General features: G+C 67.2%; 11 protein-coding genes. 5 read left to right on the top strand and 6 right to left on the bottom strand.

Translation table 11 applies throughout. From position 1 onward, the window contains the following. Positions 1 to 39 precede the first annotated feature (39 nt). The 3 genes from B843_RS09855 (at position 40) to lepA (ending at position 4408) form a co-directional block, all read left to right on the top strand. A complete protein-coding gene (locus B843_RS09855) occupies positions 40 to 1200 on the top strand; it encodes an EfeM/EfeO family lipoprotein (protein WP_025253346.1) in 1161 nt (386 codons plus the stop codon). A gap of 2 nt (positions 1201 to 1202) precedes the next feature. Then, positions 1203 to 2450, top strand: coding sequence for an iron uptake transporter deferrochelatase/peroxidase subunit (efeB, locus tag B843_RS09850; RefSeq protein WP_025253345.1), 1248 nt, complete (start codon positions 1203 to 1205; stop codon positions 2448 to 2450). A gap of 107 nt (positions 2451 to 2557) precedes the next feature. Next, entirely contained in the window at positions 2558 to 4408 is a 1851-nt protein-coding gene (gene lepA / locus B843_RS09845; RefSeq protein ID WP_025253344.1) for a translation elongation factor 4, read from the top strand. Between the two features lie 57 nt (positions 4409 to 4465). Here the strand turns inward: lepA and B843_RS13570 are convergent, their stop codons facing one another. The 6 genes from B843_RS13570 to B843_RS09820 all read right to left on the bottom strand — a co-directional run bounded on the left by B843_RS13570 (position 4466) and on the right by B843_RS09820 (position 10042). Continuing rightward, positions 4466 to 4630, bottom strand: coding sequence for an antitoxin (locus tag B843_RS13570; protein WP_081751561.1), 165 nt, complete (start codon positions 4628 to 4630; stop codon positions 4466 to 4468). An 84-nt stretch (positions 4631 to 4714) separates the two neighbouring features. Then, positions 4715 to 6130: an FGGY family carbohydrate kinase gene (locus B843_RS09840; RefSeq protein WP_034649524.1), complete on the bottom strand. Its 1416-nt coding sequence runs from the start codon at positions 6128 to 6130 to the stop codon at positions 4715 to 4717. Positions 6131 to 6240: 110 nt separating this feature from the next. Next, positions 6241 to 7179, bottom strand: coding sequence for an AEC family transporter (locus B843_RS09835; RefSeq protein WP_025253342.1), 939 nt, complete (start codon positions 7177 to 7179; stop codon positions 6241 to 6243). 4 nt (positions 7180 to 7183) lie between these two features. Then, on the bottom strand, positions 7184 to 7918 hold the full coding sequence (locus B843_RS09830; RefSeq protein ID WP_025253341.1) for a YggS family pyridoxal phosphate-dependent enzyme: 735 nt from the start codon (positions 7916 to 7918) through the stop codon (positions 7184 to 7186). 31 nt (positions 7919 to 7949) lie between these two features. Further along, positions 7950 to 9149 (bottom strand): ABC transporter permease, encoded by a 1200-nt coding sequence (locus B843_RS09825; protein ID WP_025253340.1) that lies wholly within the window; start codon positions 9147 to 9149, stop codon positions 7950 to 7952. Next, positions 9146 to 10042 (bottom strand): ABC transporter ATP-binding protein, encoded by an 897-nt coding sequence (locus tag B843_RS09820; RefSeq protein WP_025253339.1) that lies wholly within the window; start codon positions 10040 to 10042, stop codon positions 9146 to 9148. The genes B843_RS09825 and B843_RS09820 overlap by 4 nt, the downstream gene beginning before the upstream one ends. Before the next feature lie 129 nt (positions 10043 to 10171). Between B843_RS09820 and B843_RS09815 the strand changes: the two genes are divergently transcribed. Both B843_RS09815 and B843_RS09810 read left to right on the top strand, forming a co-directional pair. Further along, positions 10172 to 11455 (top strand): alpha/beta fold hydrolase, encoded by a 1284-nt coding sequence (locus B843_RS09815; protein WP_404825232.1) that lies wholly within the window; start codon positions 10172 to 10174, stop codon positions 11453 to 11455. Positions 11456 to 11711: 256 nt separating this feature from the next. Continuing rightward, on the top strand, positions 11712 to 12710 hold the full coding sequence (locus B843_RS09810) for a bile acid:sodium symporter family protein (protein ID WP_025253337.1): 999 nt from the start codon (positions 11712 to 11714) through the stop codon (positions 12708 to 12710). Positions 12711 to 12749: the final 39 nt, after the last annotated feature.

Below are 12749 nucleotides of genomic sequence, written 5' to 3'. Positions count from 1 at the left end.
CTTCTTGTCCCTCCTTTCAGCCTAGGTAGAAAACCCTCCATGCACCGCCTTCTTCCCCTCCTCGCAGCCTTCGCCCTCGTGCTCAGTGGTTGTGCGTCGGCGCCGCAGGAGGCAGGATCGGAAAGCGGCACCACAGACGACGGCGAGGTCGTCGCCGTTCGCGACACCTATTCCTGCCCCACGCCCGCTGACGTCACCGGATCGCAGGCGCGGTGGACCGTCGCCAACACCAGCGGCACGGTGGTCGCGGTCTACGTCGCCGACGACCAAGGCAACGCCTACCAGGTCATCGAGCGGGTCGGCTCCTCCGCCCGGCGGGCGTGGTCGCCGAAGCTGCAGGACGGGTCCTTCCACCTCGTGTGCGTGTTCCGCAACACCTCCTCGATCGCCGGAGGGACCTTCCAGGTCAGCGGCTCGAGCGTCGCCGATGCCCCTACGATCAAGCCGGTCACCGAATCTGAGGTGGCAAGCGCCTCCGTCGCGCACGCGGCCAAACAAAGGCAGGTGATGCCGCGGTGGGTAACGCTTGACGACGCCCTGCTCTCCGCTGTGCGCAGCGGTGATCGCGTGCAGGCACGGCAGGCATGGCTTGCTGCCTACGGCGCGTACCGCGCCTTCGACGACTCAAATGGTTCGTGGCCAGGCACCTTCCTGGCCGACTTCGGTAGCACGGTTCCGGGGCAGGACGCGCCCGAAGTCGAGGGATACCACCGCGTCGAGTGGGGGCTGTGGAACGACGAGCCGATGACCGAGATCGCCACGCACGCCGAAACCCTCAACGCGGGGGTGCACGAAATTGCGGACACGTTAGAAAGCGGCAGCTTCGCGCTGCCCTCGGCCGACTACGGCTTGCGCACCCACGAGGTTATCGAGGAGCTCGAGCGCTTCGACCTGCAGGACCTGCGGGACTTCGGCTCTCATAGCCTTCCGACCGCGATCATTGCGGACGTTGATTCGGAACAACAGATGCTGGACGAGACCGACCCGGTGGTCTCCGCGCGTGGGCTCGACACCGCCGCCATCCGTGCGCAAATGGACCTCGTTCGCGCAACCGCACGAGACATGGACTCGACCTACGGCGGGAGGGTTGCGTTTGCGCAGTGGGACCAAGTCGACCGAGAAAAGGTATCGAGCCAGATCGCCGAGCTCAACCAAGAGCTAGCCGTGGTGGCGACGATGACGGTTATCAGGAGAATGTAACGATGGCGCACGCCAAGTATTCACGCCGGACGTTCCTCGGCGCCCTCGCTGCGACGGCGACGGCCGCCGCCAGCGTCAAGGGCGCGGCGGGAAGGACCACCGCGATCGCCACTGGTACTGCAACCGATGCGGCGGCCGGGTCGTCGACAAGCGTTGCGCCCTTCGAAGGCGAGCACCAGCAGGGCATCGTCACGCCGCCGCAAAAGCACAGCGTGCACTGCGCTCTCGACCTGCAAGGCGCGGGGATAGACCAGCTGGAGAAGTTCCTGCGAGCCGTCACCGATCGCGCACGGCTGCTTTGTGCTGGCGGCCCGACGGCAGTCGACGGGATCGCCTTTCCCGCCAACGACTCGGGTGAGCTGGGGCCGGAGCCGAGCGCGGACAACCTCAGCATCACCGTCGCGCTCGGCGCGAGCGTCTTCGATCATCGCTTCGGGCTGGCCGCAGCGAAGCCTGCACGCCTCCACGCGATGGAACCCTTTGCCGACGACTCGCTCGAACCTGAGCAGTGCCACGGCGATGTCCTGCTGCAAATCTGCGCCGACCAGCGGGATACCACCCTGCATGCGCTGCGCGACATCCTCCGCAATTCGCGCGGACTCGTCTCGGTCCGTTGGCGCCAGAGCGGCTATCAAAACGACCCGCGTCCCAGCGGCACCCAGCGCAACCACCTGGGGTTCAAGGACGGCATCGTCAACCCCGCAGACAGCGACTACGACGGGCTGGTGTGGGTCGGCGATGACGAGCCGGACTGGGCGCGTGGCGGAAGCTACATGGTCGTGCGGCTTATCTCGATGTTCACGGAGTTCTGGGACCGCATCTCGGTCGCGGAGCAGGAGCAAATCTTTGGGCGCGACCGAGCAACGGGCGGCCCGCTGTCCGGCGGTGATGAGTCGACCGCGCCGGACTACTCCGATGACGCCTCTGGCGACGTTATTCCCACGGACGCGCACATCAGACTCGCAAACCCGCGCACCGATGAGACCGCCGACCAGCTCATGCTCCGCCGCGCCTACAACTACGACAACGGGGTGCGTGCAAACGGCACCTTAGACCTGGGCCTCGTTTTCGTCTGCTTCCAGCAGGATGTGGAGCGGCAGTTCATCACCGTGCAGAAGCGGCTGGAGGGGGAACCGCTCGCCGACTACATCCGCCCGTACGGCGGCGGCTACTTCTTCGCGTTGCCAGGCGTCACCTCCCCGGACGAGTACCTGGGCCAAGATCTCATCGGGGCCTCGACCGCTAGCTGAGCAGCGCCAACGGTTTCGTCGGAGCCATGTGCCGTTTCCTGCCTGAATGCGGTACTGTGAGACGGACTCCTAATAGAAAGGCGTGTTGAGGAACTTTCATGGCGAGCATGGCCCCCAAGAACTTCGCGGAGACGACCTTCACGGACACCACCCAGATCCGTAACTTCTGCATCATCGCCCACATCGACCACGGCAAGTCCACCCTGGCGGACCGCATCCTGCAGCTGTCCAAGGTCGTCGACGAGCGCGACATGCGCGATCAGTACTTGGACAACATGGACATCGAGCGCGAGCGCGGCATCACCATCAAGGCGCAGAACGTCCGCCTGCCGTGGGTCCCGCGCTCGGGCCCGTTCGAGGGGCAGAAGATCGTCATGCAGATGATCGACACCCCCGGCCACGTCGACTTCACCTACGAGGTCTCCCGCGCGCTCGAGGCGTGCGAGGGTGCCATCTTGCTTGTCGACGCCGCCCAAGGCATCGAAGCGCAAACCCTGGCCAACCTCTACCTGGCCATGGAAAACGACCTGGAGATCATCCCGGTCCTCAACAAGATCGACCTGCCGGCCGCGGACCCGGAGAAGTACTCCCTCGAGATCGCCAACATCATCGGCTGCGAGCCGGAGGACGTCCTGCGCGTGTCCGGCAAGACCGGCGAGGGCGTGGAGGCGCTCCTAGACAAGGTCGCCGAGCTCGTCCCGCCGCCGGTCACCGAGCATGACATCGACGCGCCGGCCCGCGCGATGATCTTCGACTCCGTCTACGACACCTACCGCGGCGTGGTCACCTACATCCGCATGATCGACGGCAAGCTCACCCCGCGCCAGAAGATCAAGATGATGTCCACCGGCGCCATCCACGAGCTGCTCGAGATCGGCATCGTCTCGCCGACCCCGAAGAAGTGCGAGGGGCTCGGCCCCGGCGAGGTGGGCTACCTCATCACGGGCGTGAAGGACGTGCGCCAGTCCAAGGTCGGCGACACCGTCACCTGGGCGCAAAACGGCGCGACCGAGCCGCTGCAGGGCTACGAGGAGCCCAAGCCCATGGTCTACTCGGGGTTGTTCCCGATCTCCCAGGCCGACTTTCCCGACCTGCGCGACGCGCTGGAGAAGCTCCAGCTCAACGACGCCTCGCTCACCTTCGAGCCGGAGACCTCCGTGGCGCTCGGCTTCGGCTTCCGCTGCGGCTTCCTGGGGCTGCTCCACATGGAGATCACCCGCGACCGCCTGGAGCGCGAGTTCGACCTCGACCTCATCTCCACCGCCCCGAGCGTGAACTACCGCGTGGTCGCCGAGGACGGAACCCCGCACCAGGTGCACAACCCCTCGGACTGGCCGGGCGGCAAGCTGCGCGAGGTGTGGGAGCCGGTGGTCAAGACCACGATCATCGTCCCCAGCGACTTCGTGGGCACCACCATGGAGCTGTGCCAGTCCAAGCGCGGCCAGATGGGCGGCATGGACTACCTCTCCGAGGATCGCGTCGAGCTGCGCTACACCATGCCGCTGGGCGAGATCATCTTCGACTTCTTCGACCAGCTGAAGTCCCGCACGAAGGGCTACGCCTCGCTCAACTACGAGGAGGCGGGCGAGCAGGAGGCCGACCTGGTCAAGGTGGACATCCTGCTCAACGGTGAGCCGGTCGATGCCTTCTCCGCGATCGTCCACCGCGACTCTGCCAACTGGTACGGCAACAAGATGACCAAGAAGCTCAAAGAGCTCATCCCTCGCCAGCAGTTCGAGGTGCCGATTCAGGCCGCCATCGGCTCGAAGGTCATCGCCCGTGAGAACATCCGCGCGATGCGCAAGGACGTCCTGGCCAAGTGCTACGGCGGCGACATCTCGCGCAAGCGCAAGCTGCTGGAGAAGCAGAAGGAAGGCAAGAAGCGCATGAAGTCCCTCGGCTCGGTCTCCGTGCCGCAGGAGGCGTTCGTCGCGGCGCTCAGCACGGACGAGAAATAGTAAAGGCGCCGGTCGGATTCGTTTCCGGCCGGCGCTTTCGCTTGTCGACGCCTACGGCTACTCGGTGCCCAGCTTGCCGTCTGCGGCCTCGCGGGCCTGGTGGATCTGCTCTGCCTTGTCCTCGCCGAGCTTGGACTTGGCCAGCTCCTCGGCCTTGTCCAGGAGCTTGTCGGTGGTCTCCTCGTTGTTCAGCATTTCCTTGGCCTTGTCCATGATGCCCATGGGGAATCCTTTCGTCGGGAGGCGTGGCCTCTTTCAGTTGTTATTGACCCCAGTGTCTCATGTTTTTCTTATGTGTGCCATCGCCTAGGCGCGCGCCAGCCCGTTGAGCGCGTCGTAGAGCTGGCGGTGGCGGGCGCGCAGCGCCTGGTAGGCGGGTTGGGCGTCCGGGTCGGGCTCGATGTCGACGATGGCGTGGCTCGACAGGGGCTCGATGACGCCGAGGCTCAGGACGTGGGCGGCGAAGATGGCGGCGCCGCGCAGCGAGGCGTCGTTGGACGGGGTCACCCGCACGGTGCGGCCGGTGATGTCGGCGAGCATGCGCATCCACGGCAGCGAGCGCGAGCCGCCGCCGGTGGCGGGCAGGGGATCGGTGCCGGTGATGTCGTGGGAGAAGCCGAAGCACACGCCCTCGAGCACGGCGGCGTAGAGGGAGAGGTTCTCGGCGTCGGCGGGGATGTCGACGATGGCCGCGCCCAGGTGGTCGCTGCGCACGGGGAAGCGCTCGCCGCGCAGGCTCGGCAGCGAGAGCATGCCGGTGGGCACGCGCGGGGTGCGCATGAGCATGCCGTCGGAGGTGGTGTTGCTCACCCCGGGCAGGAAGCGCTCGCGCGCCCAGTCGGCGGTGCCGCCGACGCTCAAGATCGCAGCGATCCTTAAGATGCCCGATCCTGGGAGCGCGAGCTGGTGGATGGCGCTCGGTGCCTGCTGCGTCTCGACGACCTGCGCGTGCCAGCCGGAGGTGCCGAAGGAGACGTAGTCCTCGCCGGGGGCGAGCCCGACCAGCCCGCAGGTGGTGCTCGCCGCATCGCCGGGGGCGAGCACGATGGGAGTCTCGGCGGGGATGCCGAGGTGGTTGTTGGCGGGCGCCAGCCCCACGAGCCCTGAGGAGATGGTGGGCAGCGCCGCAGCGTTGATGCGGGCGGCCGCGCTTATCCGCCTGCTCCAGTCGCGCCGGGAGAGGTCGAAGAGCCCCGTCGTCGACGCGGTGGTCTCGTCGCAGAAGTAGCCGAGCCCCAGCTGGGAGACGACGTAGCCGGAGGGGGAGAAGAGCAGGTGGTGGGTCTTGGCCGCCAGCGTGGCGTCGGCGGCGACGGCGCGGGCCCACATCGCGGGGATCGAGGTGGCAGTCTGCTCGTTGCCGGTGATCTCGTTCCACTCGGGAAGCTCCTGCTGGAGCTGGGTGGCCTCCGCGGTCGCGCGGGTGTCGCTGTAGAGCACGGCGAAGCCGATGGCCTCCCCGCGGGCGTCGACGCAGATGAGGTCCTGCATCTGGCCGGTCAGTGTCACGGCGGCGAAGTTCGCCGAGTGGGCGAGCAGGTCGAGGATGCACTCGCGGGCGGAGTCGATCCAATCCTGGGGGCTTTGCTCCGAGCCTCCGCCGGGGAGGGACGTGGTCGCGTAGTTGTGCGAACTGGTGGCGATGACGATCCCGTGGACGTCGACGAGCGCTGCTTTGGCACCGGAGGTGCCGAGGTCGAGGGTAAGAATCGGGAGGCTCATGCCATCGAAACTACCGGAAGATGCCCCCGTTTAGGCGCCGCGGAAGCCGCGGCGCCGAGATTGGGGCCTCTTTAGCCCCGATTGAGGTAGTTTTAAGGACAAAACTAAGCTCAGCGGCCGAAGAACAAGGCGATGACCAACATCGCGGGCAGCGCGAGGAAGGTCGACAACAGGATCGTGTCGCGGGCGACGATCTCGCCCCTGCGGTAGGTGGCCGCGTAGTTGTACACGTTCTGGGCGGTGGGAAGCGCGGCCAAGATGACGGCCGCGTACAGGTCGTCGCCGCGCAGGCCCAGCGCCGCGCCGATGAGGAAGGCGACCAGCGGCATGCCTGCGACCTTGAGCGCCGTCGCGGTGAGCGAGGCAGCGCGGAAGGTGGCGTTGTGCAGCACGGTGGCCTTGTGCAGCGAGGCGCCAAAGCTGACGAGGATCATCGGGATCGACGCCCCACCCAGGATCGTCAACGGCTCGGTAAGGATCTCCGGCAGCCGGTCGTAGGAGCGCGTGAGGCTCGCGACCAGCCCGAGCGCGGCACCGATGACGATGGGGCTAAGCAGCGCCGAGCGCACCGCGCCCACGACCTTGCGGGTGGTAGAGCCCTCCGCCGTCGAGTCGGTGATGAGCGCCAGGATCAGCGGGGTGAAAAACACCATCTGCACCACTAGGAGGGGAGCGACGTAGGCGGCGTTGGAGAGCACGTACATGCCCACCGGCAGGCCGATGTTGTTGGAGTTCACGTACGAGGAGGCCGCGGCCGCCATCGTCGTGCTCGCCCGGTCCATGCGGAAAAACCGCGCGGCCACGGCAGCGAAGATGCCCGCGGTGGCCAGCGCCGCGAGCGTGGAGACGGCGATGACCGGCGAGAAGAGCTCGTCCGGGTGGGACTTGCCCACGACGGTGAACATCAGCGCCGGGGTCGCGGCGAAGAAGGCGACGCGGTTGAGCACGAGGCGCTGCTCGTCGCCGGTGATGATCCGCTTCCGCGCCAGCATGTAGCCAGCGAAGATAACGAAGAAGATGATGGCGAAGCCCTGGAGGATTCCCAGCATGCGGCTACTTCAGGTAGGCGGAGTTGGCACGGTGGCCGAAGATGGCGGTGCCGACGCGGACGCTGGTCGCGCCCTCCTCGATGGCCCACTCGAAGTCGCCGGTCATGCCCATCGACAGCTCTTGGCACGTCATGCCGTCGGGAAGCGAACCCTGCAGCCGGTCGCGCAGCTCGCGCAGCTCGGCGAAGCTGCCGCGGATGACCTGCTCCGGGGCGTCGAAGGCGGCCATGGTCATAAGCCCCCGCAGGCGGAGGCGGTCTAGCCCTGCTAGGTCCTCGAGGAAGGGGGCCACGTCGGCCGCGCCGAACCCAGACTTCTGCCCCTCGTGGGAGGCGTTGACCTGGATGAAGACGTCGAGGGTGCGGTCCTCGGTCTCGAGCCGGGACTGCAGCGCCTGGGCCAGCCGCAGCGAGTCGAGCGCGTGGAACTCGTGCGCGTAGCGGGCGACCTCGCGGGCCTTGTTGCGCTGGAGGTGACCGATGGCGCACCAGGTCACCCCGGGGATCGCCTCCGCCTTCTCCGCCAGCTCCTGCGGGCGGTTCTCGCCGAGCAGCGTCATCCCGGCCTCGACGGCCAGGCGCACCCGCTCGATCGGGTTGGTCTTGCTCACCGCGATGAGGCGAACCTCCTCGGGCGAGCGGCCGGCGCGGCGGGCGGCGTCGGCCATGCGGGCCAGCACCGCCTCGTGGGCCTCGCGGAACTGCTCGACGGTTTCGGGGTGGAAGTTCGGATCAGTCATACCCCCAATCCTAATCCCGCCCGTCTGCCGGCTAGCCGCGCAGCGCCTTGATCCAGCTCATCCGGGTGCCGTTGTGGAGGATGGCGTTGCGGTAGATGCGGGCCACGACCATCATCATCAAGACCGTGAAGGCGATGAAAATCGCCCACGCCCCGAGCAGCTGGGCCACGGAGATGTTGCCCGCCGCGTACTGCAGGGGCGCCACCGTCATGGAGGTGGGCGGGATCCAGGTAAAGATCTTCATCGCCGTCGAGCCGAGTGCGTTCATGCCGAAGGTCGGGGCGTAGATGGTGAGGAAGATCAAGAGCATGACGGGCATCTGCGAGGCCTGCAGGTCCTCGGTGCGAGACACCAGCGATCCCGCCGCCGCGTACAGGCTCGAGAAGAAGAGCATGCCGAGGACGAACATGACCACAAGCAGCGGGAAGACCGAGTAGTCGACGGTGACCCCGTCGCCTAGGTTGGTCGCCTTGAGGCCAGCCAGCCCCACCCCGACGATGACGAGGCTGGCGATCGTGCCGAAGATGAGGTTGCCGATGATCTTCCCGGCGAGGAAGTCGAGCGGTTTCACCGTGGCCAGGATGATCTCGATGACGCGGCTGGACTTCTCCTCGCAGACGCGCCCGCCGACGTTGGCGGCGAAGAGGATCACCAGGTACATGAGCGCGCCGATGCCCACGAGGGTGGTGGTCAGCCGGGCGTAGTAGCTGTCGTCCTTGGCCGGGCCGGTGTCGGCGCTCAGGTCCACCGCCTCCACTGCCGGCGCGGCGGTGGCCTCGGCGAACTGCTGCGGGTCGACGCCGAGCGAGGCCAACCCGTCGTTCATGGCCTTGATCCTCACGGCCTGCCGGACCTGGGCCTCGACCGCGGGGTCGACCGCGCCGTCGTGGAGGAGGCGGTAGCTGCCGTCGTAGACGAGCGCGTAGTCGGTCCCGTTTCGGACCGCGGCTTCGGCGCCTTGGGCGTCGGAAAGCTCGCTGACGTCGAAGGAGTCCAACGGCAACGATGCGGCGGACACCCCGACCAGCGCCATGCTGGCCTTGCCGTCGCCGGAGTCCTTGCCAGCGAAGTAGTTGGCCGCCGCGAGGCCTCCGATGATGAGGATGAGGATGAGCGCGATGGAGATGCGCACGGCCTTGATGCGGGAGACGACCTGGATCTCGCGGGCGGCGACGGTGACGATCGTCTGCCCGGACGAGTAGGAGCCCTGGGACGAGTTCTTGGAGCTCATTGCGAGACCACTTCCTTAAACAGCTCGGTGAGGTCGGGGACGTAGCGGCCGAAGGAATGAACGGGGCCGTGGGCCAGCGCCGCGGTGAGCAGATCCTGGTCGGACACGGCCTCGGCGAGGTCGCCGGGCAGCTCCACCAGCACGCCCGTCGGGCGCGGGGTGACGACGGCCCCGGCCGGGGCCCACAGAGCGGGGTCGGCGGGCGTTGCCACCTCGTAGACCACCGGCCCGCGCGAGCGCAGCTCGTCGACGGGGCCCTGGGCCCGCATCTTCCCCTTGGTGATGATCCCGATCCGGTCGCACAGCTTCTGGACCAGGCCTAGCTGGTGCGAGGAGAACAGCACCGCCACGCCCTTGGCGGCGCGCTCGACGAGCAGCTCGCTCATCACGTCCACCGCGACGGGGTCGAGGCCGGAGAACGGCTCGTCGAGGACGAGCACGTCCGGGTCGTGGATGAGCGAGGCCGCCAGCTGCACGCGCTGCTGGTTGCCCAGCGAGAGCGTTTCGAGCTTGTCGCCCGCGCGCTCGGCGAGGCCCAGCTGCTCGAGCAGGCTCATCGCCTTCTCCCGCGAGGCTGCCTTGTCGATCCCGTGGAGGGAGCCGAAGAAGGCGAGCTGGTCGACCAGCTTCTCCTTGGCGTACAGGCCGCGCTCCTCGGGCATGTAGCCGATTCTGCGGCGCTGGGTGGCGTCCATCTCCTGGTCGTCGATGAAGACCGTGCCGGCGTCCGCGGAAAGCACCCCCAGCGCGATGCGCATGGCGGTGGACTTGCCGGCGCCGTTGGAGCCGACGAAACCGTAGATCTCGCCGGGCGCGACCTCCAGGGAGACGCCGTCGAGGGCCTGCACGTCGCCGAAGCGCTTGCTTAATCCCGACAGGATGAGTCTCGGCATAATTACTCCTTATGGGTAGGGGAGCGGGGCCCGAAAGAGGGGCTTCCTCCCACCCTAGTGAAAGTCGATCCTTCCTAGCAGGAGTTGCCCCTTGAGACCTGAGACGCTTATTAGAATTGGGGCATGACATTGAAAACCGCCAGCTCACGACACTTCGGGCTCACAATCCGGGACCACCAACTCGAACGCCCCTGGGATGGGGGCGATGAATCAAAAGGGACCTTTAGCCTGTTCGCCCGCGAGCTCGTCCCCGACGGCGGCGAGGGCTTCCCCGTCCTCGTCTACTTCCAGGGTGGCCCCGGCTTCCCGGCGCCCCGCCCGGTCGATCGCGGCGGGCTCATCGGCGAGGCGCTCAAGCGCTACCGGGTGATCCTGCTCGATCAGCGCGGAACGGGTCGTTCTTCGCGTATCGACGGCCATGGCGAGGACTCCCTCATCACCGGCGAGCGCCTCGCCCTGCTGCGCCAAGAGCACATCGTCGCCGACGCGGAGGCCCTGCGCGAGGCGCTGGGGATCAAGAAGTGGTCGCTCTACGGGCAAAGCTTCGGCGGGTTCTGCATCACCTCCTACCTCTCGCTGCACCCGGACTCCGTGGACGAGGCGTACCTCACCGGCGGCCTGCCCTCCACCGACACCGACGCCGACGAGGTCTACCGGGCGACGTTCGCCAAGCTCGAGGCCCGGCAGGAGCGGTTTTTCGGCGAGTACCCCTGGGCGTCGGAAAGCACCCGCGAAATAGCGCACCACCTGGACAACTCTGTGGAAACCTTGCCCACCGGCGAGCGGCTGAGCTCGCGAAGGTTCCGTACGCTCGGCATCGAGCTGGGGCGCGGCAACGGCTTCCACACGCTGGCCTACCTGCTCGAGGACCCGTTCCGCACGGTCCGGGGCGAGAAGCGGCTCAAGACCGACTTCCTGGCCAGCGCGGGCGCGGCCCTAAGCTTCGAGCAGGGGCCGCTGTACGCCGCGATCCACGAGTCTATCTACGGCGGGGTGGCCACGAGCGCTCCGACGAACTGGTCCGCGCACCGGATGCGCGAGGAGATCGAGGGATTCGAAGAAGCCGCCGACCCGCGCGGCAGGGACAAGTTTTACCTCACCGGCGAGCACATCTTCCCCTGGCAGTTCGACGAGGACCCCGCGCTGCACGCCTTCAAGGGCGCGGCGAACGAGCTCGCGCAGCGCCGCTGGGACGCCTCGCCCTACGACCGCGACGCGCTTGCCACCGCGCCGCCGATCGCCGCCGCGGTCTACGTCGACGACATCTTCGTCCCGCTCGAGCGCAGCCTGTCCACGGCGCGCGCCTACCGCGACGCCCGGCTGCACGTGACCAACCAGTTCCAGCACGACGGCATCCGCCACGACGGCGCCGGGATCTTCGCGCTGCTGCGGGAGAAGCTGCGCGACCACTAGCCCCGGCCAGCGCGGTAACCCCGTGCGGGGGAGCAATGATGTGACCTGAAAGGGTGATGTGGGTTACATTATCTGCTGTGTGCCCACCGGCACCATCAGTCGTCCCGCGGGAGGCACCTTTCCCGACGCGGCCGATTTATCCTCCTAGCACGCCCTTTGCGCGTGAGGGCCCCGCACACCTCGCGGGGCCACGGGAGGATCCAAGCATTATTTGTAGTGAAAAGGCGCCCAATCTGTAGTGAAAAGGCGCCCCCTCATGTCTCAGGTCGCCCCCGTTTCCCACGAAGCGGAAGAAACCGCCTCCGCGAAGGTCGTCGTCCTCGCCTTCCCTTTGTTCATCCTTGCTGGATCGATCCTCGCCTTCTTTGTGCCCGCTCCGTTCATGCCTCTGACGAAGTACATCACCTACTTCCTCATGGTCATCATGTTCGGCATGGGACTCACGCTCACCATCCCGGATTTCAAGGCGGTGGCCAAGCGCCCGCTGCCGATCCTCATCGGCGTGGTGGCGCAGTTCGTCATCATGCCGCTGCTCGCGGTGGCGGTGGCGAAGGTGCTCGGGCTGAACCCGGCGCTCGCGGTCGGCCTGCTCATGCTCGGCTCGGTCCCCGGCGGAACCTCCTCGAACGTCATCGCCTACCTGTGCCGCGGCGACGTCGCGCTGTCCGTCGCCATGACGTCTGTGTCCACGCTGGTCTCGCCGATCATGACCCCGCTGCTCATGCTCATGCTGGCTGGCGAGCGCACCGACGTCAACGCCGCGGGCATGGCGTGGTCGCTGTGCCAGACGGTCCTGCTGCCGGTCGTCGGCGGCCTGGTCATCCGCTTCGTCGCCGACGGCTTCATCAACAAGATCCTGCCGATCCTGCCGTGGGTGTCCATCCTCGGCATCGGCGGCGTGGTCTTCGGCGCGGTGGCCAAGAACGCGGCGATGCTCGCCAGCGTCGGCCTCATTGTCTTCGTCGCCGTCATCGCCCACAACGTCCTGGGCTACGTCTTCGGCTACCTGACCGGCAAGATGTTCGGCATGAACACCGCGGCCAACCGCACCATGGCCATCGAGATCGGCACGCAGTCCGCGGGCCTGTCGTCGGGCATGGCGGCGAAGTTCTTCAGCCCCGAGGCGGCGCTGCCGGGCGCTGTCGCGGCGGTCATCCACAACATCACCGGCGCGATCTACGTCGCGATCTGCCGCCGCACTCAGCCGTCGGTCCCGGCGCCGGAGTCGCACGTCCCGGAGATGGTCCTCGACTAGCACTTCGCTTATCGACGCCGAAGGCTGGCTTCCCCCGAT

This window comes from Corynebacterium vitaeruminis DSM 20294, assembly GCF_000550805.1.
In the GTDB taxonomy this organism is placed as follows: Bacteria; Actinomycetota; Actinomycetes; order Mycobacteriales; family Mycobacteriaceae; genus Corynebacterium; species Corynebacterium vitaeruminis.
Note: the sequence above shows the minus strand (reverse complement) of the source record. Positions and strands in the feature narration are given on the sequence as shown.

Excerpts from the sequence above, each read along its gene's own strand:
- B843_RS09855 (WP_025253346.1), top strand. The coding sequence starts at position 40 with ATGCACCGCCTTCTTCCCCTCCTCGCAGCCTTCGCCCTCGTGCTCAGT.
- efeB (WP_025253345.1), top strand. The coding sequence starts at position 1,203 with ATGGCGCACGCCAAGTATTCACGCCGGACGTTCCTCGGCGCCCTCGCT.
- lepA (WP_025253344.1), top strand. The coding sequence starts at position 2,558 with ATGGCCCCCAAGAACTTCGCGGAGACGACCTTCACGGACACCACCCAG.
- B843_RS13570 (WP_081751561.1), bottom strand. The coding sequence starts at position 4,630 with ATGGGCATCATGGACAAGGCCAAGGAAATGCTGAACAACGAGGAGACC.
- B843_RS09840 (WP_034649524.1), bottom strand. The coding sequence starts at position 6,130 with ATGAGCCTCCCGATTCTTACCCTCGACCTCGGCACCTCCGGTGCCAAA.
- B843_RS09835 (WP_025253342.1), bottom strand. The coding sequence starts at position 7,179 with ATGCTGGGAATCCTCCAGGGCTTCGCCATCATCTTCTTCGTTATCTTC.
- B843_RS09830 (WP_025253341.1), bottom strand. The coding sequence starts at position 7,918 with ATGACTGATCCGAACTTCCACCCCGAAACCGTCGAGCAGTTCCGCGAG.
- B843_RS09825 (WP_025253340.1), bottom strand. The coding sequence starts at position 9,149 with ATGAGCTCCAAGAACTCGTCCCAGGGCTCCTACTCGTCCGGGCAGACG.
- B843_RS09820 (WP_025253339.1), bottom strand. The coding sequence starts at position 10,042 with ATGCCGAGACTCATCCTGTCGGGATTAAGCAAGCGCTTCGGCGACGTG.
- B843_RS09810 (WP_025253337.1), top strand. The coding sequence starts at position 11,712 with ATGTCTCAGGTCGCCCCCGTTTCCCACGAAGCGGAAGAAACCGCCTCC.